Annotated in this window: 19 protein-coding genes; 5 read left to right on the top strand and 14 right to left on the bottom strand. The window is 59.2% G+C overall.

The window, feature by feature from the left end:
- Window positions 1-2: 2 nt before the first annotated feature.
- The 14 genes from BQ4436_RS09560 to BQ4436_RS09500 all read right to left on the bottom strand — a co-directional run bounded on the left by BQ4436_RS09560 (window position 3) and on the right by BQ4436_RS09500 (window position 10,911).
- The gene (locus BQ4436_RS09560) at window positions 3-797 is read right to left on the bottom strand and encodes a hypothetical protein (protein WP_070362256.1); all 795 of its coding nucleotides are present in this window, start codon (window positions 795-797) and stop codon (window positions 3-5) included.
- 103 nt (window positions 798-900) lie between these two features.
- The gene (locus BQ4436_RS09555) at window positions 901-1,545 is read right to left on the bottom strand and encodes a TIGR02234 family membrane protein (RefSeq protein WP_070362255.1); all 645 of its coding nucleotides are present in this window, start codon (window positions 1,543-1,545) and stop codon (window positions 901-903) included.
- Window positions 1,546-1,914 carry a phosphoribosyl-AMP cyclohydrolase gene (gene hisI, locus BQ4436_RS09550; protein ID WP_070362254.1) on the bottom strand — a complete coding sequence of 123 codons (369 nt, stop codon included), beginning with the start codon at window positions 1,912-1,914 and terminating at the stop codon, window positions 1,546-1,548.
- Entirely contained in the window at window positions 1,914-2,687 is a 774-nt protein-coding gene (hisF, locus tag BQ4436_RS09545) for an imidazole glycerol phosphate synthase subunit HisF (RefSeq protein WP_070976618.1), read from the bottom strand. Before hisF ends, hisI begins: the two co-directional genes overlap by 1 nt.
- A 70-nt stretch (window positions 2,688-2,757) precedes the next feature.
- Entirely contained in the window at window positions 2,758-3,582 is an 825-nt protein-coding gene (locus BQ4436_RS09540) for an inositol monophosphatase family protein (protein ID WP_070976617.1), read from the bottom strand.
- A gap of 5 nt (window positions 3,583-3,587) precedes the next feature.
- The gene (gene priA, locus BQ4436_RS09535; RefSeq protein WP_070363477.1) at window positions 3,588-4,337 is read right to left on the bottom strand and encodes a bifunctional 1-(5-phosphoribosyl)-5-((5-phosphoribosylamino)methylideneamino)imidazole-4-carboxamide isomerase/phosphoribosylanthranilate isomerase PriA; all 750 of its coding nucleotides are present in this window, start codon (window positions 4,335-4,337) and stop codon (window positions 3,588-3,590) included.
- Between the two features lie 44 nt (window positions 4,338-4,381).
- Window positions 4,382-5,035 carry an imidazole glycerol phosphate synthase subunit HisH gene (gene hisH / locus BQ4436_RS09530; protein ID WP_143000865.1) on the bottom strand — a complete coding sequence of 218 codons (654 nt, stop codon included), beginning with the start codon at window positions 5,033-5,035 and terminating at the stop codon, window positions 4,382-4,384.
- Window positions 5,036-5,046: 11 nt separating this feature from the next.
- Window positions 5,047-6,273, bottom strand: a complete 1,227-nt coding sequence (locus BQ4436_RS09525) for an MFS transporter (RefSeq protein WP_083290931.1) — start codon at window positions 6,271-6,273, stop codon at window positions 5,047-5,049.
- Between the two features lie 76 nt (window positions 6,274-6,349).
- Window positions 6,350-6,526, bottom strand: coding sequence for a hypothetical protein (locus BQ4436_RS12290; protein ID WP_168156151.1), 177 nt, complete (start codon window positions 6,524-6,526; stop codon window positions 6,350-6,352).
- Entirely contained in the window at window positions 6,527-7,129 is a 603-nt protein-coding gene (hisB, locus tag BQ4436_RS09520) for an imidazoleglycerol-phosphate dehydratase HisB (RefSeq protein ID WP_070478835.1), read from the bottom strand. It lies immediately after the preceding gene.
- Window positions 7,119-8,249: a histidinol-phosphate transaminase gene (locus BQ4436_RS09515; protein ID WP_070362249.1), complete on the bottom strand. Its 1,131-nt coding sequence runs from the start codon at window positions 8,247-8,249 to the stop codon at window positions 7,119-7,121. The genes hisB and BQ4436_RS09515 overlap by 11 nt, the downstream gene beginning before the upstream one ends.
- 2 nt (window positions 8,250-8,251) lie before the next feature.
- Window positions 8,252-9,565 carry a histidinol dehydrogenase gene (gene hisD, locus BQ4436_RS09510; RefSeq protein WP_070976614.1) on the bottom strand — a complete coding sequence of 438 codons (1,314 nt, stop codon included), beginning with the start codon at window positions 9,563-9,565 and terminating at the stop codon, window positions 8,252-8,254.
- Between the two features lie 132 nt (window positions 9,566-9,697).
- Window positions 9,698-10,231, bottom strand: a complete 534-nt coding sequence (locus BQ4436_RS09505) for a hypothetical protein (protein WP_070976611.1) — start codon at window positions 10,229-10,231, stop codon at window positions 9,698-9,700.
- Entirely contained in the window at window positions 10,222-10,911 is a 690-nt protein-coding gene (locus BQ4436_RS09500) for a hypothetical protein (RefSeq protein WP_070362246.1), read from the bottom strand. Before BQ4436_RS09500 ends, BQ4436_RS09505 begins: the two co-directional genes overlap by 10 nt.
- 194 nt (window positions 10,912-11,105) lie before the next feature.
- On the opposite strand from BQ4436_RS09500, the gene BQ4436_RS09495 reads away from it, so the two are divergent.
- The 5 genes from BQ4436_RS09495 (at window position 11,106) to treY (ending at window position 18,616) form a co-directional block, all read left to right on the top strand.
- Window positions 11,106-11,675: a TetR family transcriptional regulator gene (locus BQ4436_RS09495; RefSeq protein WP_218117855.1), complete on the top strand. Its 570-nt coding sequence runs from the start codon at window positions 11,106-11,108 to the stop codon at window positions 11,673-11,675.
- 64 nt (window positions 11,676-11,739) lie between these two features.
- Window positions 11,740-13,923, top strand: a complete 2,184-nt coding sequence (gene glgX, locus BQ4436_RS09490; protein WP_070976605.1) for a glycogen debranching protein GlgX — start codon at window positions 11,740-11,742, stop codon at window positions 13,921-13,923.
- Between the two features lie 93 nt (window positions 13,924-14,016).
- Window positions 14,017-15,420 carry an exonuclease domain-containing protein gene (locus BQ4436_RS09485; RefSeq protein WP_070976602.1) on the top strand — a complete coding sequence of 468 codons (1,404 nt, stop codon included), beginning with the start codon at window positions 14,017-14,019 and terminating at the stop codon, window positions 15,418-15,420.
- 188 nt (window positions 15,421-15,608) lie between these two features.
- Complete coding sequence (locus BQ4436_RS09480) at window positions 15,609-16,061, top strand: hypothetical protein (protein ID WP_070976599.1); 453 nt, start codon at window positions 15,609-15,611, stop codon at window positions 16,059-16,061.
- A gap of 47 nt (window positions 16,062-16,108) precedes the next feature.
- Complete coding sequence (gene treY, locus BQ4436_RS09475; protein ID WP_070977135.1) at window positions 16,109-18,616, top strand: malto-oligosyltrehalose synthase; 2,508 nt, start codon at window positions 16,109-16,111, stop codon at window positions 18,614-18,616.
- Window positions 18,617-18,620: the final 4 nt, after the last annotated feature.

Here is an 18,620-nt window from a genome sequence, read left to right as displayed (position 1 = left end):
GATTATCGGCGGGAAGCGCACGCGGGGTGTCGCCCGGCGGTAGCAAGTGAAGGAATAGCCGCTTCGGCATTCGCCAAAATGGCGTCTGCTCCTGCGGCAGCGACGTTAAACAGATCACGCGGAGTCAACACATCCGCCATCATCACCACGCGGATCTTGCTCGGAAGGCCTGCAACAAGCTCACCCAGCGCGAAGTGATCAGTCTCCCCCGATGGACGTTTCGGTGGCACAACAGCCAGCACCGATGCGCCCGCCCGAAGCGCACGTGCCGCCTCCTCAGCGTCTCCGACTTGTACGAAGGCCGACATGCCAAGCGTCTCCGCTCTATCTAGCAACGCCTCCAGTCGCGGCTGCTCAAGAATATCTGCACGAAGCACAAGCGCATCGGCTCCATAGCAGCGAGCCTCGTGCACTTGGTACGGATCAACAATCGTATCCAAGCTCACCACCGGTATATGCACTGCTGCCCTCGCTGCGTCCATCTCAATGTTCGCGACCTCACGGCCAAACAGCGCACCCGAACACGCGAGCAGCTGCGCCCCCTGCATCTCAAGCTCCACTGCGGCAAGTGCCGCTCGGTGAATCCGTTGCTGCGTAGTCCGGACGCCGTGCTGGTTGTACTGTACCTGGGCAATAATTGCGCATCCGTCTGAGTCAACGGCCGCGTATGCGTCGCGCGCAGATGCAGCTGCCCGCGAGCGATCCTTCACCTCTTGGAACGACACCAAGGACTCACGGCGCGCGACCTGCCGCTGCACTGCAGCGAAGAGATCACTGTGTACATCCGTGGCACACATACTCGCCTCCCGCGTGACTCCGAGGTGAAAGCCTATTGTTGCAGTTGCCAGCGTAGCCCGCGCGTATTTAGTTCATGAAATTTCACGGGGGTATACCGAATATTTATCGGCGTGCCTCATCATCCGTAGGGTCAATTCCGGAGTCCAAGGCGTCCCACATCACGCGCCCAGAGTCCGGTCGAGCTTCGAGATCTTCACCTAGCTTTTCACGGCGCACAGCCTCTGTCTCATACTTGTTGAGCTTCGCGGAATCTACACCGGGCCGCATTACAACCGTGAGCGCTCCAATAAGCCCCAGGAGCGCCCCCAAGATGACCAGGTAAATGCCAGCGCTATGCTGCTGCACCTGTGTGATCTCCGCCCACGCGGCAATCGCCCCGTCACTGGCTGCTCCTCCCTGCTCCCCGCTTCCGGCACTCAGCAGTGTGTGCAAACGCTCCAAGTCAGGCTCGGCTAATAAGGTTCGCAAGCCCGATACGCCGGCGCCCACGGCGCCTAGTGCGGCCACCACACCTACTATTCGACGCCCAACTCGCCGCAGCGCGAATATCGCAATCATTGCAACGATCAGAATGAGCGCCACTGCCGCGATCTCCGTAGACCACATTGAACCATCGACGGTAGTGGTACTGGCTCCAGCGCGGTCGTCGAAAACTTCGACAGTAAACCAGTCCATCCTGGACCCCACCCACGCCAGCGCGCCACCGACGCCCACCAGCAGTGCGCCGACGCGGTTCGCCGTATTCACCTAGATATCCTCCAACAGCAGATCTGCATCGAAGCACGTACGGTCCCCCGTATGGCAGGCACCATCCGTCTGGATCACCTTCACCAGCAAGGTGTCGCCGTCGCAGTCGAGGCGCACCTCGCGGACCTCTTGCACAGCGCCACTGGTGAGTCCTTTTACCCAGTATTCGTTACGGGAGCGAGAGAAGTACGTCCCTCGTCGCGTTTCCAGCGTGTACGCCAGCGCCCGCTCATCCATCCAGGCCATCATGAGGACCTCACCGGTGTCAGCAGCCTGCACCACGGCGGGAACCAGGCCGCGGTCGTTCTTCTTCAGCCGAGCAGCAATTGCAGGATCCAATACGGCATCTTCTGGTCGTAGTTCAGTCATCAGCGAACCTCAAAGCCCTCATTCCGAAGCGCATCCTTTACTTCCGCGATGCTCACTTCGCCGAAGTGGAAGATCGACGCCGCAAGTACTGCGTCTGCGCCCGCTTTTACTGCTGGCGGGAAGTCTGCAGCCTTGCCAGCGCCACCGGAAGCAATCACCGGGATGCTTACCGCTGCTCGAACCTTCTCCAACAGCTCGAGATCGAACCCTTCCTTGGTCCCATCTCCGTCCATCGAGTTCAGCAAGATTTCCCCCACACCCAGGTCTTGTCCAGTGCGAGCCCACTCCACCGCGTCGAGACCAGCCGAACGCGTACCACCGTGCGTGGTCACTTCAAACCCAGACGGCTGCGGAAGCCCACCATTCGGCACGCGACGCGCGTCGACAGACAAGACAATGCACTGCGCTCCAAACTTCTCGCTGAGCTCACGCAGTAGCTCTGGCCGGTGAATCGCCGCTGTATTCACACTGACTTTGTCCGCGCCAGCACGCAGCAACTCAGAGACGTCTTCGACGCTTCGAACGCCTCCGCCAACGGTCAGCGGGATAAATACCTGCTCTGCGGTCTTACGGACGACCTCAAGCATCGTTCCACGGCCCTCACGCGACGCGCTTACGTCCAAAAACGTAAGCTCATCAGCGCCTTCCAGTCCATACCGCTGAGCAAGTTCTACGGGATCACCAGCGTCCCGCAGGTTTTCAAAATTTACGCCTTTTACTACCCGCCCGTCGTCCACGTCGAGGCAAGGAATCACACGGATTGCAACAGACAAGGTAATTACCCTCCATACATGTTTTGTGCCACGCTACTCCAGCCCGCAAATACGTTCCGGAAACTACATACTACCGCGAAGCACTCTGCCTATCAGGGCTTTCAAAGCACCGTTGGACCGTCGCGAGCGCAGTCGCATGGGCAGCATTCGTACCAATGACAGCCCCCATCGACGACATCTCCCATGGCTGCCCGTACACGTCAGTCACCGTCGCGCCCGCGCAGCGACCGAACAAGACACCGGCCGCGTTATCCCACACGTGCGGGGAGAAACTCACGCTGGCCTGGAACACACCCGACGCCACAAACGCCAAGTCCACGCCCACTGAGCCAGTCATGCGTGGTCGCAGTGAGGTGGCAGCCAATTCACCGACGAAGGCCAAGCGGCCTTCCGCTGGAAACGCAGCGCGATCATCCGAACCAACGGTTGCAACGCCTACCTGAGCGGCCGTCGTCGAAGGATCAACGCCCTGTGGGAGCGCAGGCAATGGGGCGCCGTCAAGCACAACGGGCTCACCCGAGATCGCATGCATGCGGTGCCCCAGCAATGGCATGTCGGTCACCGCGACGACCGGTTGGCCGTCGATAAGGAGCGCTACCAAGATCGCGCACATCGGGTTGCCACACGAGTAGTTCGAGGTGCCGTCGACAGGATCGAGCACCCAGCACGCCTCAGCGTTGAGGTCCCCGCCGTGTTCCTCCCCGAACACGGGGATACCGGTCGCTTCCGTCAAGCGTTTCCTCAGCAACGTTTCAATGGCGAGATCCGCTTCCGTGGCAAAGTCACCTTCGCCCTTAAAGAGCGCTGGAGCTGCACCGATATGTGTTCGAAACAGCTCGGCGGCTTCATCGACCGCCTCTAACGCAATAGCTCGGTATGCCTGCAGATCCCGCACGCTGTTTACTCGCCCTTCGATACCTTTGCGACGGCCTCCAGCGCCTCACTCAGCGTGAAGCGCTTCTCGTAGAGAGCCTTGCCGATAATGACGGAGTCGATCCCTTCATCGGTATACCGGGCCACTTCTACGACGTCGTCGAGAGTCGCGATTCCGCCCGAGGCAGTAATCTGAGCGTCCGTCGCTGCGGCGACCTCCCGCAACAGTGCAACATTCGGCCCCGCTAGCGTGCCGTCCTTGCTCACGTCGGTCACCACGAAACGGCTGCAACCAGCGGCATCGAACCGCTCCAGAACCTCCCACAGATCACCGCCGTCGGACGTCCAGCCGTTCCCCTTCGTACGCCACTCACCATCAGTTTCACGCACCGCGATATCAATCGCGATCTTGTCGCCGTAGCGCTCAATTGCCTTACAGGTCCACTCCGGATCCTGTAGCGCCGCGGTACCAATATTGACGCGCTTCGCTCCGGTGGCAAGGGCCCGCTCCAACGTGGCGTCGTCACGAATACCACCCGTGAGCTCGACAGCGATACTCAGCTTCGCAGTGATATCCGCCATCAACTCATGGTTCGAGCCACGCCCAAACGCGGCGTCCAAATCCACGAAGTGCAGCCACTGCGCCCCCTGCTCTTCCCAGCGACGAGCAGCCTCCAGGGGATCCCCGTAGCTCTTCTCCGTCCCAGCTTCCCCCTGGTCCAGCCGCACGGCCTGACCTTCAACAACATCAACAGCAGGCAACAAGGTAAAAGTCATGGTGCTCATCTTATCCAATCTAACTCAGCCAGGTTCGGCGCCCGCTACAGAGTCTTCACCCAGTTTTCCAAGAGATGAAGTCCTGCGTCACCAGACTTCTCGGGGTGGAACTGCGTCGCCCAGAGCGGGCCATTTTCGACGGCAGCCACAAACTTATCTCCACCGTGCTCCGACCAGTGCACAAGTGGCGGCGCAATGAACTCATCCGCTTTCAGCGTCCATTCGCGAACGCCGTACGAATGCACGAAGTAGAAGCGCTCGTCTACATTAATGCCATCGAACATGCGCGAGCCGCCAACTATGTCGACGGTGTTCCACCCCATGTGTGGAAGCACAGGAGCCTGGAGCTTTTCAACGGTCCCCGGCCACTCTGCTAATCCAGCAGTATCAATGCCATGCTCGACTCCGTGCTCAAAAAGGATTTGCATACCAACGCAGATACCCAGCACAGGACGACCACCTGCAAGGCGCTGTCCGATGATGCGCCCCCCTTGCATTGCCTGCAACCCACGCATGCATGCATCAAACGCGCCAACCCCCGGCACTAACAGGCCGTCAGCCTCCACCGCGATCGACGGATCGGCAGTAACGCTGACGCGCGCGCCAACTTGTTCTAGCGCACGCTGAGCGGATCGGATATTTCCTGCCCCGTAGTCGAGCAGCGCAACATGGGGTTGTGGCATGTCGTTAGCAGTCATGAAGATTAATTCTAGCGCCCGTTCCGCCGATAAAGGCGCGGGGGCTGAACATTTTTCAGCCGCACGGACAAGTTATTAACTTCGACGACGCGGTGCTTGCCCAGCTGCCTATCCAGCAACGTAATAACTACGCCAATAAGGATCACGGCCGCCGCCAGACCAAACATCGGGGTAAACATCATCATTGTCAGCAACATGCCGTACATCGTCGACCCCAGACCTGTTCCTCCGTCGAATGCGATATTCCAAATCGCAGAGGCCTCAGAGCTCTTCGAACGGGGCAAGCGATAGAACATCAAGGTGAGCGCCTCGTTCTGTACCGCGCCGAATCCAACACCGTAGATCAACGCTGCCAACGCCATCCACCACACCGGCAGATCAAGAAGCAGAATGAGCGCGATGAGAAAGACACCACCTGCAGCAATGAACTGGCACGGAATGAGAATGCTGCCTGGGTATCCCTTGCGGTCCATGACCTGACCCGCTGCGTACCGCGACAACATAGAAGCGAAGTTCATCACGCCCAGCATCACACCGCCAAGCGCCGCTCCCTTGGCCGGATCGAGATCGCGCATCGCCGCGGGAAGGAAGTTAGTAATTGCACCATACGCTGAGGTGACGAACATCAAGGCCATGCCCGGAACAAACACAAGCCGCCACATCGGTACGTGCACGTGCGCCACGCTCAACTCGTCGCGGTCCGCTTGTGGCACAGCTGGGATGAACATGCATGCCACCAACGAAATGAGGCCTACGCCCGCTGCAATGTAATACACCGCGTTATACCCAATGACGTTGACCAGGGCGAGGCCCGTCGGCAAGCCGACCATCTGAGACAAGCCCACCATGATGCCCAGCGTGCCGGTCGCCCGCCCCAACAAGCGACGCGGTACCAACTCAGCGACGACGGCTGCCTCCGCTACCGTCAGCGCGCCAAACCCAACACCGCGGATCGCGCTCACAGTCAGCACTGTTCCGGCTTCCATTCCCAACGCGTAGGCGAACGCCGGAACACCCAAGAGCAAAGAAGACAGCCCCATAATCAGGCCAAACCCGAACTTGCGCAGCAGCGCAGGTGTCGCCATCTGTGTAAGCACTGTAGCGAGCATGAACACACCGGTGGTAAGCCCGGCCAGCGTTTCGGTTCCTCCTGCATCGAGCACCGCCGTAGGAATCACCGGTAGCAGCACCGCCCATGCGGCGAACGCTGCCATCACCGCGAGCAGGACGGGCTTCATGCCGCGTGCCTTCCAAACACTCGAGACCGAGTTGATTTCCTCAACAGTAAGCGGTGTTGGTGGGAAGAACTTCAAACTACATAACCTCCATCATTGCCATAATCGCGAATGCGAGCGCCAGCGCAGTAGCCAAGGCTAACACTGCAGTCGGCACCCTCAATCCACGCTGGTACGTTGACCACACTCCGCCTGCGAGCACACCCGCCAACACGAAGAGGCCAAGCACCCCCATACTTGCTGGAATGCCTCCCACCTATAACGCACCCTTTGTCGACGGCACACCCGTAATCTTTGGGTCTGCATCCACTGCAGCTCGCAAACTGCGGGCCACAGCCTTGAATTCGGCTTCCGTAATGTGGTGCGGATCGCGACCATAGCGCACATTCACGTGCAAGGTCATTCGGGAGTTATACGCAAGCGTCTCAAAGAAATGACGGTTTATCACCGTGGCGTAGTGTCCGCCGATGACCTGCCAATCCATATGCTCCGGCTCACCGTTCATCACAAAGTACGGACGCCCAGACAGATCTACAACTGCCTCAACGAGCGTTTCGTCCATCGGCAACAGCATCGAGCCAAAGCGGCGGATGCCACGCTTGTCCCCGATCGCATCCAGTAGCGCCCACCCGAGCGTGATGGCGGTGTCTTCCACCGTGTGGTGGGCATCGATCTCCGTGTCGCCTTTCGCCTTCACCGTGAGGTCGAAAGCACCGTGGGCTCCGAATGCGGTGAGCATGTGATCGAAAAACGGCAATCCGGTGTCAATGTCAGTCACGCCTGTGCCGTCGAGATCGATGGACACAGTGATGTCGGATTCAGACGTCTTCCTGTGTGCGGTCCCTACCCTATTCGCCATGAAGTACCTTTCTTGCTGCCTCTAGGAAGGCATCGTTTTCGCTATCAAGTCCAACCGTCACTCGCAGGTGACCTGCGACGCCAACGTCACGAATGAGTACGCCACAGTCGAGGAACTGCTGCCACGCTGCATGGGTCGAAGTGGCGTCGCCAAACGGGCCGAAGAAGATGAAATTCGACGAGCTCGGCACAACCTTGTAGCCCATCTCTTCCAGCGCTGCTTGCACGCGCACGCGCTCCTGCGCCAACTTGTCAACCGTCGCGAGCGTGTCCCCGGCGTGCTTCAGCGCCACGCGTGCAGCGACCTGGGAGAGCACCGAGAGGTGGTACGGCAAGCGAACCAGCATGACGGCGTCGATAAACGCCGGTGCTGCAACGAAGTACCCTAGGCGCGCGCCTGCGAAATCGAACGCCTTCGACATCGTGCGCGACACAACGAGCTTCTCTGGATACGTTGCTAGCAGCGTCGTTGCGGACGGGGAATCCGAAAACTCAGCGTACGCCTCGTCAATAATCACGATGCCAGGTGCAGCCTGAACAATCTTTTCGATGTCTTCGAGTACAGTCTCACCGCCAGTTGGATTGTTCGGCGTAGTGATAAAGATGACGTCCGGCGCGTGCTTTTCGACGGCCTGCACGGCCTGCTGCACATCGATATCGAAAGATTCGTTGCGATCAATCGGGATAAACTCGGTTTGCGTGCCCGCCGCAAGGATTGGGTGCATCGAGTAGCTAGGCACGAACCCCATGGCACTGCGTCCGGGGCCACCGAAAGCTTGCAACAGCTGCTGCAAAATCTCGTTCGAACCGTTTGCGGCCCAAATGTTGTCTTTGCTGACCTGGACGCCCGTCTGCTTCGACACGTATGCGGCCAAGTCTTCCCGAAGCAACACGGCGTCGCGCTCTGGGTAGCGGTTGAGCGACCGTGCCGCTGCTTCAACCTCGGCAACCAGGTCCTGAATCAACGCCTCAGAGGGCGGGTACGGATTCTCGTTGGTGTTCAGCGCGACAGGCACTTTCAACTGTGGGGCGCCGTATGGGTTCTTTCCTTGCAGCTCGTCGCGAAGTGGTAGCGATTCGAGCGTGACGCCCTTCGCGATCGTCGAAGGATCAGTAGACATACTTACTTAGCTCCGTTTCCTCGTGCCTTAATGGATTCACCGTGTGCAGGAAGCTGCTCTTCCGCTGCCAACACCATGATGTCCTCAGCAATCTCCGCCAACGCGGCCTTGTCGTACTCGATGAGATTGACAGGCTTCAGGAACGTCAAGGTGGACAGGCCGGGGTTGAACCGCGCCGTCCCGGATGTCGGCAAAACGTGGTTCGAGCCAGCCGCATAGTCACCGAGTGGGACCGGTGAGTATGGCCCGACGAAAATTGCGCCCGCGTTTCGAACTCGCTCCGCAACCGCGCGAGCATCGCGCGTGTGCACCTCCAGGTGCTCTGCTGCGTAAACGTCTGCGACTGCGACAGCCTTCTCAATATCGTCGACCAGGATGATGCCGGACTGCTTACCGCCCAGCGCAGTAGAGGCACGCTCAGCGTTGAGCGTTTGCTTCGAGCGCTGCTCAACGAGTTGGCCGACTTCCTGAGCCAGGGCCTCTGAGTCGGTGATAAGCACACTAGCTGCTTGCTCGTCGTGCTCTGCCTGCGAAATCAGATCGAGCGCCACGTATTCCGCATTCGCGCTGTCATCGGCGATAACCGCGATCTCGCTCGGGCCGGCCTCCGCGTCAATGCCCACCGTGCCGTTGACTACACGCTTCGCGGCAGCAACGTAGATGTTCCCCGGTCCGGTCACCATATCAACTGGTTCCAGGCCGTGGGCATCATCGCCGTACGCCAGCAATGCAATCGCCTGGGCTCCACCGACTGCCCACACTTCATCGACGCCGAGCAGCGCGCACGCGGCGAGCGTCGTTGGGTGCGGCCAGCCGCCGAACTCCTCCTGAGGAGGAGTGCAGACCACCATGCTGTCCGTCCCCGCCTCCTGCGCAGGAATCACGTTCATGAGCACGCTCGAGGGGTACACCGCCTTTCCACCTGGAACATAAAGTCCCACGCGCGAAACAGGAATAAATGTCTCGGTGACAGTTGCGCCATTCGCAAGCGTCGTAGTGTGTGGCTGCGGCTTCTGTTCAGCGTGTACCTTGCGAATCCGCTCGATCGCGACTTCAAGCGCGGAGCGCAGCGCAGGATCAAGCTTGTCGACGGCCTCTTTGATCACCTCCGACGGCACCCGCACGGATGCTGGACGGATCCCGTCGAACTTCTCTCCGTATTCGAGTGCCTTTTCGGCACCGCCTACGCGAACCTCTTCAACGATCGGCGTAACTGCGGGAAGCACGGCATGGACATCAACGCCACCACGTGGCAGTGCCCTGCGAAGTTCGGCGGTCGTTGGGGTTGTCCCCCGGAGGTCGGTAACTCTCAGCATTTTCGTGTCTCCCAGATTCAACAAATGAGCACAATACGTACCGCAGCCATTGTATTCTCCGACAGGCGCGAAAAAGCTGTTCAGGCCAAAAAAGGCGTCACCCCAGAGCTTTCACCAAGGGAATAAGGTAGTTCACACTATTTCGGGGGTGTCGACTGCGCGGATCACCATCCTCGACCACGCGACGAGCCCTGTGGCGAATGGCGCAAGGCACAACGCCACTCCCGGGGCAACTATCGGAAACACGCTTAAGCGTTGACCGTCCTGGAAGCCGTCTGCATGCTCAGGCAAAGCTGTGAGCCAACCCGAGACCATTCCGCCAACCGCCAATACAACGTATCCGGCGAGCGCGGCAACGATGAGCTGCCAGACAAACCATGCGAGCTGGCCCCCGCCTCGACGCGCTCGACCCGCAGCACCGACAACCAACCCGACTACCAACAACACCACCGTTAGCCAGCCGAGTCCAGCAAACTGCGCATTCTGGATCGTTTCCGTTTCATCGATCATGAACGATCCATCCGACACAACGGTCACTATCGGGGGACGCAACCACGCCCACGCTGCCCCACCGATTACACCGCTGACAAGCCCAGCGAAAAGGAGGCCGGCGCCAGCGTGGATCGTGGCGCGCGGCCTGGAGTCGAGCTGCTGTGCTAGTTGCACAGCTTCCAGCGACCGTCTTCGTGCGTGAAGAGCTGGGTCTGGGTCTTTTCGCCCTCGGAGTTATTCGACTTCACTGTCGCCGAAGCATGGTTGCCATCAACGCGGACGTCGCTCAGGGAAATTTCGGTCTTCGGGATCTCAATCGCCTGACCGGCCTCTTCCTGCATACGGGCAGCCTGCTCAATCACCTCGAGAGAAACGCCTTGGCGCTCCATCTCTTCCAGTGCGGGTTCGGTGATCTTCTTACAGGAGTTATCCAAGATGACGCGCGTCCACTTTTCGAAGGACTCCGGGTTCGTCACCTTGCGAACCACTTCCTCCATTTCCTTGCGCTGCTCTTCAGTGCCTTCTTTACCGCCCTCGATTGGCTCGAAGGTTGGAACAGCGAACTCTCCGTCCTCAAACGGATTCGCAATCGTTGGGATCGCACCGGGCTCCCCTTGTGCCTCCGTCTGCTTTTTGTCGTCGGACTTCTTCTCGCCCTTTTCGTCCTTCTTCGGCTCTTCCTTCGCCGAATTCTCGGCCTTATCTTTCTCGGAAGCCGCCGAATTCGGAGCGCTGGCAGCGGTGGACAGTCCGCCGCCCGCGGTCTCGTCATCAGAGCCACACGCAGTCAATGACATCGCCAACGCAACTACTGCAGCTGCAGCAACCTTGGAACCAGTGGTGGAAATCCTCACGACGTATCTCTCCTTACAGCGACCAGCACAACGGTTGTACCCGGCCTGTTACGTTAAAAATCGTTGATGCCAATTTTAACCACTCGTTTCTGCTGGCCCAATTACGCTCCGGTACAAAGTATCTGAACACTCTCTGTGAACTCGTTGTAAACGTCCACCCCCTCTCCACCATGAGACAGGTAACATGGGCACACATGCACCTGTCCGTGGATCAGATCACGATCACTGCGATGGATTTACTCAGGTCATATGGCTTAGCCGATGTGTCAATGCGCAGGATCGCCAAGGAGCTCGACGTCGCACCGTCAGCGCTGTATTGGCATGTGGCAAGCAAACAGGACCTTGTGGCTCGCCTGGCAGAGCACATCGTTGCGCCGCTCACAACCCCCTCCTCACCAGCCGCATCCACGAGTGAAGCAGCCAGAATGCTCCGTAACTGCCTGCTCAGCATTCGAGATGGCGCTGAGGTGACGGTCACAGCGGTAGGCAATCCAGAGTCTCCGATACACTCCCAACTCCAGCGCTTTTTCATCACATCATTGGCTATGGAAGTCGAAGGGGCGTCGACACCTCAGCTCAGCGCAACCGCCGATGCTCTCCTACACCTAATCCTTGGCAGTGCCCTCGTCCAGCAAACTGAATCCCAGCTGGTAGCGGCTACGAATGCAAGCGAAACGTTGCCACAATCACAGACCATTGAGAGGGACGACTCGTTCGCATTTTCCGTCGATCTCATCATTCGGGGGCTGCAAGCGGGCTGCTGATTGCCAGGCTGGTGAGGGTTTCGCAATGCGGGAACCCCCGGGGGGTGCACTATGGTGATTCCTTATGATTCAAAGCTCTACTTCCCCAAAGCCCGCGAACGATATCGTCGTGTGGCCTGGTTCCCCATACCCGCTAGGTTCTACCTATGACGGTGCCGGAACAAACTTCACGCTCTTTTCAGGAGTTGCGGAGAAGGTTGAACTTTGCCTTATCGACGACGAAGGCGCCGAAACTCGCATCGAACTTGAAGAGGTAGACAACCACGTGTGGCACGCCTACCTTCCAGGAATTACACCTGGACAGCGCTACGGCTACCGCGTCCATGGTCCGTGGGATCCAGCGAACGGCAAGCGCTGCGACGCGAACAAGTTGCTCGTCGACCCCTACGCGCGCGCTTTCGACGGCGAGTTCTCACAGCATTCTTCGCTGTTTTCCTATGACATCAATGCAGAGGTCCGCGGAACGGGCCGCAACGAAGAAGACTCGCTGGGCCATACGATGCTTTCTGTCGTCATCAACCCGTTCTTTGACTGGGGCGATGACCGTGCACCACGCATCCCAGATGAGGAAACAGTCATCTACGAATGCCATGTCAAAGGCATGACCCAGACGCACCCTGACGTACCCGAAAACCTCCGCGGCACCTACGCAGGCATGGCACACCCAGCAGTGGTCAATTATCTCAAGGATCTGGGTGTGACGTCTGTCGAGCTCCTGCCGGTCCACCAGTTCCTACAGGACGACCGACTGCGTGATCTCGGGCTGCGTAACTACTGGGGCTACAACACCTTTGGATTCTTCGCACCCGAGAACAACTACGCAGCTACTGCGCAGCCGAGCGACGCCGTCGCCGAGTTCAAGGGCATGGTGCGGGCGTACCACGAGGCAGGCATGGAGGTCATCCTTGACGTCGTGTACAACCACACTGCTGAAGGCAACCACCTCGGCCCCACCATTGCTTTCCGCGGCATCGACAATGAGGCCTACTACCGCCTGGTGAACAACGACAAGTTCCACTACATGGACTACACAGGCACCGGAAACTCATTCAATGTGCGCGACCCTCACTCACTGCAGCTCATCATGGACTCTTTGCGTTACTGGGTCACTGAGATGCACGTCGATGGTTTCCGTTTCGATCTAGCTTCGACCCTTGCACGCGAGTTCTCTGACGTCGATCGTCTGGCAACATTCTTCGACCTGGTCCAACAGGACCCGGTAGTCTCGCAGGTCAAGTTGATCGCCGAGCCATGGGATGTCGGTGAGGGAGGCTACCAAGTTGGCAACTTCCCTGCGCTGTGGAGCGAATGGAATGGTAAGTACCGCGACACGATGCGCGACTTCTGGCGCGGTGAACCCGCTACGCTTGGTGAGTTCGCATCCCGTCTGACCGGCTCCTCTGACTTGTACCAACACAACGGACGTCGCCCTACTGCCTCGATTAACTTCATTACGGCCCACGACGGTTTCACGTTGAATGACTTGGTTTCCTACAACCACAAGCACAACGAGGCCAACGGTGAGGACAACCGCGACGGCGAAAGCCACAACCGCTCCTGGAACTGTGGCGTCGAGGGCCCGACGGATGATGCCGAGGTGAATCAGTTGCGTGCGCAGCAGCGTCGCAACTTCTTGACGACGCTCCTGCTCTCCCAGGGCACACCGATGATCTCCCACGGCGACGAGCTTGCCCGCACCCAGGGCGGTAACAACAATGTGTACTGCCAGGACAATGAAATCGCGTGGATGGACTGGACACAGCTCGACGACAGCGAGCAGCTGCACGAATTCACAAAGCGCCTGATCGCGATCCGCAAGGCTCACCCGGTCTTCCGCAGGCGTCGGTTCTTGGAAGGTGGTGCGCTTGGCGCGGATGTGGTCGACCGCGAGATTGCTTGGCTAGTTCCTTCCGGCGAACTCATGACGCAGTCCGACTGGGACTTCGCCTTCGGCAAGGCCTTGATGGTGTACTTCAACGGCGACGCTATCGCGGAGCCGGATGCTCGCGGTCAGCGTGTGCGAGATGATTCGTTCATTCTGATGTTCAACGCCCACTACGAAGACATCGAATTCACGCTTCTGCCACAGGAGTTCGGATCAAGCTGGGAGGTGCTCATCGATACAACTGAGCAACTTGGCTACCCGGCGAGCACGCTGACAATCGGCGCCTCGGAGACCACAGTCGTCCCGGCGCGGTCCACAGTTGTGCTGAAACAGGTAGGTGCCCCGGTTCGCGAGGACGCCTAACTCCAGGGGCTTGACCGCCGTCAGTTTCATGTCCGGTGGGTGAGTAGTATGTGTGCTACCCGCCTACCGGATTTTTGATTGGAGCCATACGCTGTGATTACTGCTAGCCGTGCGACGTTGAGTGTTTCGAATACGGAGCTGGTCGTCACCCCAACCCCCTTGGAGGCGGCGCTGGCTGGCTCCAGCGAGCCCACGCGCATTCCGATAGAGGCAATCACAAAGGTTGACTTGACCGAAGGCGATGACTGGAGCACGGGCACCGTCAGTATCACGTGTAGCGACATCGTTGTAAACGTTGTTTTTGCGCCTGGCGCGGGCGCTGCGATGCGCGAGCTCGAGGATGCTATTTCTGCTGCGCAGCGTGGCGACGCCCCGACGCAGGACGCGCAGCGAAGCGGTTCAAGCGGTTTGCCTGGCTTTGATTTCGTTGCGTTTGATGTGGAAACTGCCAACCAGAGGTGGGGTTCTATCTGTCAGATCGGTGCAGTGAAAGTCATTGATGGTGTAGAAACTGACCGCGTTTCTTGGTTGTGTATGCCTCCGGAGCAGTGGGCCGAGTTTGACCCCCACAACGTCGCTATTCATAGGATTCGTCGGGAGGACGTGGCAGACGCACCAAGTGTGGCTGACTGTATTGCGCAACTTGTCGAGTTCGCTGGTTCCCTCCCCCTTGTGGCTCACAATGCGCATTTTGATAGCACTGCGCTGTTTCAAGCTGCTGGTGCAGTCGGGATGGATGCGCCACAGGTGCTCTTCGCATGCTCGTTGGCGCAGGCACGCTCGTGCGACCTTGATGTTGAGAACCACAAGTTGCCCACCTTGGCATCTCACTTCGGCGTGCCGCTGGAGCAGCACCACGACGCCTGCGCGGATGCTGCAGCCTGTGCGGGCATCATGGTTGGCCTGGCCCGTCGGGCGCACTACCAGGGTTCACTTGTTGGGTTTGTCCATGACGCAGGCTTCACTTTGGGCTCGATCGATTCCCATCGGGTGACTCCAGTGCTCAGGGACCGATCCGGCGCGGGCCGTGCACTGCAAGCAGAAAGCATCGCCAAGGGAGGCATGCAGGCAGCTGCCGCTGCAGTTCCTGCACCTGCTGGAAGCAACCAAGCGGGCCCCTCTAGAAAGAGCACACAGAAGCAGAGCAAGGGTCGCAAGCCAGCTCCGTGGCAAGCGGTGGCAACCCCGGACACGGTGCCAGAACCGGCGCTCGATGCTGATGCTTCCTCGCCATTGTTTGGGCAGCACGTCACGCTGACCGGTGAGTTTTCTCCATTTGATAAGGGTGCGCTGTGGCAAGGCATTGCTGCTCAGGGCGGCCAGGTGGGCAAGAACGTGACGAAGAAGACCACCATCCTCGTTGTTGGCGAATGGGGGTCAATGACCTCGAAGGAAAAGCGGGCTCGGCAGCTTATTGAGCAGGGCCAAGACATAGCAATCTGGAAGGCCGATCAATTACTGGATGCCCTAGGATTGAACGAGCAACCACCGTTTTAAAACTTTTTGGGAACCATCGGCGGGTTTGAACGGTCTAAGTACATATGACTACTCATATGCCCGCTCCGTGCGCCCCTTCAATGCTTGTACCCATTTTCCCCCGTCTGGCCCGACGTTGTGAAGTCACGTCGAGTTCTTCGCGTGCGTGGCTCACGCCAGGTTTCGGGGCTTCGACCGCTTACATCAGTTTGGCACCCGGGTTGGTGTGCGTCTTTGACTCAGATTCGGTGGAGGGCCTGACGCACCAGTCCATTGGCGCGATGGGCTTGACGGTCCACCAGGCATGGAACTCAGCTGCGCGCATGCTGAGCACCGATCTTCTCGAGGGCCGAGTGATCTTGGACTACCTGCCAGCGGAAAAATCGCTAGGGTTCGGAGCACCGAAGGGAGTTCAGGTGCAAAGCTCTGCTGGGTATGCGGCGTCTTGGCTCGCTCACCCGCAACTCTTCTCGACGCTCTATGCTCACGTTGATCGCGTACTCATGCCGCACAACGAATTGCTGTTCTATTCCCGCGATCAGCAAGAACTCTTCGTCTTCGACGCCACCTTGGAGGAAGCTCTGGCGTTCGCCAATCCGGAGCACGTCATGCGCTATTCGGTTGGCTTCCCTCTCTCTTGTGATTCTCGCGTCCGCAGCTAAGTGCGTCTTGAGCTACTAGGGTGGCTGGTAACTTCAAGGAGGACGTATTGCAAGCCCCAATTACATCAACCTACCGTCTCCAGCTGCGTGGCCCACAAGCCGATCCGTCGGGTCGCGCGTTCGGCTTCGACCAGGCAGCGCAGTGTCTGCCCTATTTGGAGTCACTCGGTATTTCCCATGTGTACCTCTCTCCTATCTTGCAGGCACTGCCGACATCGAATCACAACTATGACGTCACTGACCCGACTGTGGTCAACCCGGAACTGGGTGGACTAGCAGGCTTCCGGCGCTTCGTGGAGGCAGCCAGAAAACTCAACCTTGGCGTGATCATCGATATCGTGCCGAACCACCTGGGTGTCGCTTCCCCGCAGCTCAATAGCTGGTGGTGGGACGTTCTCAAGCATGGTCGCGACTCTGAGTACGAGCGCTACTTCGATATCGATTGGCACGCTGACAACGGGGCGGGCGGGAAGCTCGGCCTGCCGATCTTCGGGAAGGAACACGACGAAGATGCTCTCACGCTGCGCTATTTAGATCAGGACAACCCCGAAAGCGGCATCGTGCTGGCCTACTACGACAACGTATTCCCACTCAAGCCAGGCACCTGCTCTTCCCTCGACGACGATCCGAAGGAGGTCTACGAGCGTCAGTCCTACAAGCTGATGTTTTGGCGCGACGGCATCATTTCTTATCGCCGATTCTTCTCTGTCAACGGGCTTGCGGGCATCCGACAAGAGGACCCCGCGGTCTTTGAACACACGCATGCGATCATCCGCCAGCTTGTGGCTGAGGATCTGATTGACGGCGTCCGCGTCGACCACCCGGATGGACTCACGGATCCTTTCGGGTACTTGTCACGGCTTCGTGATGTTGTTGGTCCCGATCGCTGGCTGGTCGTCGAGAAGATCTTGGAGGCCGACGAGCCGCTCGACCCACGCCTGCGCGTCAACGGCACAACTGGCTACGACGCGCTTCGCGAGCTCGACGGCATCTTCGTCAACCAGACGGCCGAGGATACACTCAGTATGCTCGCACTGCGCCAATCGGGCTCCACGTGGGATCAGGCGGCGCTTGATGCCGCGGCGCTACAGCTCAAGCGTGAGGTGGCAACGCACGAGCTTCAGGCGGAGGTTCGCCGTCTCACGCGCGCTATTCGGCGCGATAACTTTTCGACGGCCGGCTCCGCCGTCTCTGACGAAATCCTCGTTGACACCGTCATTGCATTAGTCGCAGCCATCCCCGTCTACCGCGCCGATTACCGATCACTGTCGAGGATCACGGCCACCGTGGTGGCCGATATGGCACAACGCTTCCCTTCCCGGCGCGACGCCCTCGACCTCATCGCGGCTGCCCTGCTCGCTGAAGGTGAGGCAAGCACCCGCTTTGCGCAGGTGTGTGGTGCGGTCATGGCGAAGGGGGTCGAAGACACGTTGTTCTATAGGGCGAACCGGTTGGTGGCGCTGCAGGAAGTAGGCGGCGCTCCTGGCCGCTTCGGAGTGGGCGCGGCGGAGTTTCACCTGCTACAGCAAGAGCGTGCTGAGCTGTGGCCGCAGACGATGACGACGTTAAGCACCCACGACACGAAGCGTTCCGAGGATACGCGCGCGCGGATGCTGGAGATCGCCGAAGTACCAAACGCGTTTGCGGAGTTAGTGAACACGACGACAGCGCTGTTGCCTCCGCCAGACCACGCCACGGCGCATTTCTTACTGCAGAATATCGTGGGGGTTTGGCCTGCGGATGGGATTGTTACGGAGTCGCTTTCGCAGCGGCTGCATGATTACGCGATCAAAGCAGTGCGTGAGGCAGCGCTGCATACGAGCTGGTTCGACGCTGATGAGGCGTATGAGCAGCAGGTGCTCGATTGGGTAAACGCAGTGCTGGCGGGGCCTGCAACGTCACTGATCACGGACTTCGTGTCAACCATCCATGAGGGGGCGGTCGCAGTAACGCTGGGGCGTAAAGTTCTCCAGCTTGCCGGCGCTGGCATTCCTGATACCTACCAGGGCATGGAGTTTTTCGAACCCACACTCGTAGACCCGGACAACCGAAGCTTCATCGACTACACCGCACGCACGCAAACGCTGCACCGGTATCTCGATGCACGGCAGCAACCGCAGTTCAATCTGGGTGACTTCTTGGGCTGCGAGCAAGACGGTTCGCCGGGCCGGTCCTGGCCCGGCCTATCCGAGTCTGTTGACGCCGCCAAGCAGCTGGTTATCCGTGAATGCCTTACGGCACGAAAGACCACGCCGACCTTGTTTACCGAGGGGAAGCACCGCGCGGTGTTTGCGGTCGGCCCATCCCAGCAGCACTTTGTCGGATTCGCTCGTGAGCACCGGGATACGGCCGAGATTGGTGTGATTGCGGTTGCAACCCGAAAGCCCCTTGAACTTGCGCGCCGGGGTGGCTGGGAGGACACCACACTGACGCTGCCGCAGGGCTCCTGGTTCGAGCGGTTCACCGGTAGAGAGTTTCACGGCACAGTCCCGGTCGGAGTCCTGCTCGAGTACCTTCCTACTGCGCTGTTGGAGCGTCGAGAGGCCGTCGAATAGCAAC

This window comes from Corynebacterium sp. MC3 (assembly GCF_900099485.1).
Taxonomy (GTDB): Bacteria; Actinomycetota; Actinomycetes; order Mycobacteriales; family Mycobacteriaceae; genus Corynebacterium; species Corynebacterium pseudogenitalium.
The sequence above is the reverse complement of the archived record's forward strand: the minus strand, read 5'-3'. Positions and strand labels throughout refer to the sequence as shown.

Excerpts from the sequence above, each read along its gene's own strand:
- BQ4436_RS09560 (WP_070362256.1), bottom strand. The coding sequence starts at position 797 with ATGTGTGCCACGGATGTACACAGTGATCTCTTCGCTGCAGTGCAGCGG.
- hisI (WP_070362254.1), bottom strand. The coding sequence starts at position 1,914 with ATGACTGAACTACGACCAGAAGATGCCGTATTGGATCCTGCAATTGCT.
- priA (WP_070363477.1), bottom strand. The coding sequence starts at position 4,337 with ATGACTTTTACCTTGTTGCCTGCTGTTGATGTTGTTGAAGGTCAGGCC.
- hisH (WP_143000865.1), bottom strand. The coding sequence starts at position 5,035 with ATGACTGCTAACGACATGCCACAACCCCATGTTGCGCTGCTCGACTAC.
- BQ4436_RS09525 (WP_083290931.1), bottom strand. The coding sequence starts at position 6,273 with ATGAAGCCCGTCCTGCTCGCGGTGATGGCAGCGTTCGCCGCATGGGCG.
- hisB (WP_070478835.1), bottom strand. The coding sequence starts at position 7,129 with ATGGCGAATAGGGTAGGGACCGCACACAGGAAGACGTCTGAATCCGAC.
- BQ4436_RS09515 (WP_070362249.1), bottom strand. The coding sequence starts at position 8,249 with ATGTCTACTGATCCTTCGACGATCGCGAAGGGCGTCACGCTCGAATCG.
- hisD (WP_070976614.1), bottom strand. The coding sequence starts at position 9,565 with ATGCTGAGAGTTACCGACCTCCGGGGGACAACCCCAACGACCGCCGAA.
- BQ4436_RS09495 (WP_218117855.1), top strand. The coding sequence starts at position 11,106 with ATGCACCTGTCCGTGGATCAGATCACGATCACTGCGATGGATTTACTC.
- glgX (WP_070976605.1), top strand. The coding sequence starts at position 11,740 with ATGATTCAAAGCTCTACTTCCCCAAAGCCCGCGAACGATATCGTCGTG.